This window comes from Lonsdalea britannica (assembly GCF_946477055.1).
GTDB classification, from domain to species: Bacteria; Pseudomonadota; Gammaproteobacteria; order Enterobacterales; family Enterobacteriaceae; genus Lonsdalea; species Lonsdalea britannica_A.
In genome coordinates this window covers 1-3,688 of record NZ_CAMKXG010000299.1, presented here as the reverse complement: position 1 = coordinate 3,688, position 3,688 = coordinate 1, and the positions used below count along the sequence as shown (strand labels likewise).

At 46.8% G+C, this 3,688-nt stretch carries 2 protein-coding genes; one reads left to right on the top strand and one right to left on the bottom strand.

From position 1 onward, the window contains the following. The first annotated feature begins 426 nt into the window (after positions 1-426). Positions 427-1,725: an MFS family transporter gene (locus Q7O77_RS15550; RefSeq protein WP_304169418.1), complete on the top strand. Its 1,299-nt coding sequence runs from the start codon at positions 427-429 to the stop codon at positions 1,723-1,725. Between the two features lie 392 nt (positions 1,726-2,117). Here the strand turns inward: Q7O77_RS15550 and pssA are convergent, their stop codons facing one another. Continuing rightward, a complete protein-coding gene (pssA, locus tag Q7O77_RS15545) occupies positions 2,118-3,473 on the bottom strand; it encodes a CDP-diacylglycerol--serine O-phosphatidyltransferase (RefSeq protein WP_369696230.1) in 1,356 nt (451 codons plus the stop codon). Positions 3,474-3,688: the final 215 nt, after the last annotated feature.

The window sequence follows — 3,688 nt, the reverse complement described above, 5'->3', positions numbered from 1 at the left end:
GCCGATGGTAGTGTGGGGTCTCCCCATGTGAGAGTAGGGAACTGCCAGGCATCAAACAAGTAGAAACCCTCAGCGAAAGCTGGGGGTTTTTGCGTTGGAGCGGAGAAAGGAAACACCACCGACAGACCTGCTCCTGTCCCCACAGCCCCACAGCCCCACAGGCTAGGCTGTGACCCAGATCTCTGTGATGGCTACGAGTCAGGTATCTTTACTTATTCCCAGCTCTTAAAACGCTCGTTGTGATGACTCATCGCCAGAGGCTTCTTTTTGAATACCTCGAATCACCCATAATTTTAACTTATTCGACCACCGTAATTAACGATAAATCATTAAGTGTATACATTATTCTTTGCCTGCAAACGTGATCCTGTTTTACTGTAGATACGTTGGATAGTTGTGTCCTACGAACAGGAGAGAAAAAACCGTATGACGGGAAATATAAATTTAAAAACATTAACGCCCGGTGAAAATGACTCTCGACAGAGGATCAAGGCAATTGTGGGAGCATCATCAGGGAACTTGGTAGAGTGGTTTGATTTCTACGTATATTCATTTTGTTCTTTATATTTTGCTCACATCTTTTTCCCCTCAGAAAATCCGACTACGCAGCTTCTACATACCGCGGGGGTGTTCGCTGCTGGTTTCTTAATGCGTCCGATTGGGGGATGGTTGTTTGGATACATTGCTGACAAGTATGGACGTAAAGCGTCGATGCTTATCTCCGTATGTATGATGTGTCTGGGGTCGTTGATTATCGCCTGTCTACCCGGTTACGACACCATCGGTACCTGGGCACCTTTACTGCTACTGTGTGCTCGTCTCTTTCAGGGGCTGTCCGTTGGTGGGGAATATGGCACCAGCGCTACCTACATGAGCGAAGTTGCGATTGAGGGAAGGAAGGGCTTTTTCGCCTCTTTCCAATATGTCACGCTGATCGGCGGTCAGCTGTTGGCCCTGTTGGTTGTGGTGATATTGCAACACACCATGCCTTCAGAAAGTTTGTATTCCTGGGGATGGCGTATTCCTTTTTTCATTGGTGCTATTCTGGCTGTCGTTGCCTTATTCTTGCGTCGTTCGCTTAATGAAACCTCTGATAAAGCTTCTCGCTCGCATAAAGACGCGGGCTCGTTGCGTGGGTTATGGAATAACCGCAAAGCATTCTTGATGGTCTTGGGCTTCACCGCAGGCGGATCGCTCGGTTTCTATACCTACACCACTTACATGCAAAAATATCTCGTCAACACCTCGGGTATGGCGCCTGAAGTGGCGAGTGGTCTGATGACGTTGGCCCTGTTCGTTTTCATGCTGTTGCAGCCGCTGTTCGGACATTTATCCGACAAAATTGGACGCCGCAATTCGATGCTGTGTTTCGGCGGATTAATGGCGTTGTTAACGGTGCCAATTCTGACGCTTCTTCAGAGCGTTACCAACCCGGTGATCGCCTTTATGCTGGTCCTGCTGTCTTTGATTATCGTGAGTTTTTACACGGCAATCAGCGGGATTTTGAAGGCGGAAATGTTTCCTCCCGAAGTTAGAGCGATGGGCGTTGGCCTGTCGTATGCGGTAGCGAACGCTTTGTTTGGCGGCTCAGCTGAATACGTTGCGCTTTCACTGAAGTCGCTGGGGTCAGAGAATGCCTTTTTCTGGTACGTATCGGCTATGGGCGCGATCTCATTCCTGGTTTCTTTGGGATTACACCGCAAAGGACAAGGTAAGACTCTTTAACTCAGCATGAGTCAAAGGAGTCACAAGGCCGATCAACGTCACCGCTAGGTCATCATTTCCCGCGTCACTTCGGCGCGGGAATCTACGGATCTCTACTCTTAAAGAGAATACCTCACCATTTTTATCTGACGGATATCCCTATTTTTTTCCAGGCTACATTTGAATTCTTCATGGTTGAATGGTTATTAGCCGCGAAATGATACTGTGAATATTTTTATGACGGCAGCGAAAATCAACCGTTGATGCCGAGAAAGATTGGCTGAGTTATGCTGGTTAATATATTACTCAGCGAATCAGTCTTGGCAAAAGGGGAAAGGAAAATATTAAATTAGAGGATGAGAAAAAATAATAACGACCGTTAACCGGCCGTCATTGATGCTTTCATAGTGACATCACAAAATACGGCTAATAAGCTTATCGATTCTCACGCGTCGTACACGGCGAATAAGTTTGCGCACTTTAACCGGGTATTGCGCAATGCTTTCCAGCTGCTGATAGCTGCTCAATATATGCGTATTCTCGCGGATGCAGGCGAGTTCTTTAATTCTCTGTTCTAACAACTGTTTTTGAGGATCGTGGATCAAAATGGCATTCTCAAGATCAAGTCGCCAGGCGCGCGGATTAAGATTGTTACCGGTCAGCATCTGCCATTTATTGTCTACCCACAGCCCTTTTAAGTGGAAACTGTTATCGCCGTCCTTCCATAGACGCACCACCAACTGACCATTATCGATATACTTTTGTAATCGACTGAGGAAACGGCGGAGGTTAATTTCATACAGATAAGGCAGCGCACCTATAATTTTAAAAGGCTCACTTTCAGGAATATAAAAATCATTAGCTGTTTTGTCACCAATGATAATTTCGATTTTTTTACCGCTACGAAGTAGGTTGATGACGTTTCTGACTAACGGCGCCGGTAAATTAAAATAAGGAGTACACATCACCAGATGTTGTTCGGTACAACACATCAAATGATGAATGGTTTTATTTAATGGGCTCTGTTTACCCAATCCCACCAACGGTGTAATGGCCAGCTGAGTATTGTTGTTTGGGAGATTCGGTAAGCGATAATGAAGGGTGCGTAGCATCTGGCGGAATCGACGGATCGAATTTTTGATTTCAGCGGTTTTCGGTCTATCTTTCTTATCCAGTCGCTGTATCGCAGATGACGCCAGTAGCCTTTGTACGTAACCTGCCATCGTATCCGCCAGCGGCTTATTATCGATCATCTGATATCGGTCGTAGCGATATTTTTCATGCTGCTGCAAGTAGACATCATTGAGACTGGCCCCACTGTACAGAACGCTATCATCAATAATGAAACCTTTCAGATGAAGTACGCCCAGGGCTTCGCGTGTATTAACCGGAACCCCGTAAACAGGAAACTCGACTCCGCCACTTTGCTCCTTCATCGCCTGATACCAATCTGCATTGGTATTCGCTGCCGCTGCGCCGATACGACCGCGCTGCGCACGATGCCAGTCCACCAATACACGAATATCCAGCTCAGGACGCAGGCGTTTCGCTTGGTAAAGGGCGGATAAAATCGTCTCACCGCCATCATCGTGCTCCAGATACAAAGATACGATGTAGATGCGTTGTTCTGCCTGGAGAATCCGTTCCACAAGCGTGCGACGGAACTCCTCCGGGAGATGGAGGGTTTGCACGGCGTCGGCTGACTGAGGAATTTTGGGCAGTTGTGCAAGGTGTTGTTGGTATTTAGTTCGCTTTAGTTTTGACAACATCACAGTGCGATTCTTCTCTTATCATGGTGTGACCGGGCTGGTCATAGTGAACGTTAAATATGGCCGAATCGGGCAATAATAACATCACTTTCCCGCTGTTGTGAGCAGGTTTTGTCTTTTAGTACGGACTCTTTACGTTGGCGATGACTCGATTTGGCATGGTATGCAAAAGGTTATCAAGTGCATACGCAGTATCCCTTTAGCTAGGCTCTTTA

Coding starts and splice junctions, on each gene's coding strand:
- Q7O77_RS15550 (WP_304169418.1), top strand. CDS start 427: ATGACGGGAAATATAAATTTAAAAACATTAACGCCCGGTGAAAATGAC.
- pssA (WP_369696230.1), bottom strand. CDS start 3,473: ATGTTGTCAAAACTAAAGCGAACTAAATACCAACAACACCTTGCACAA.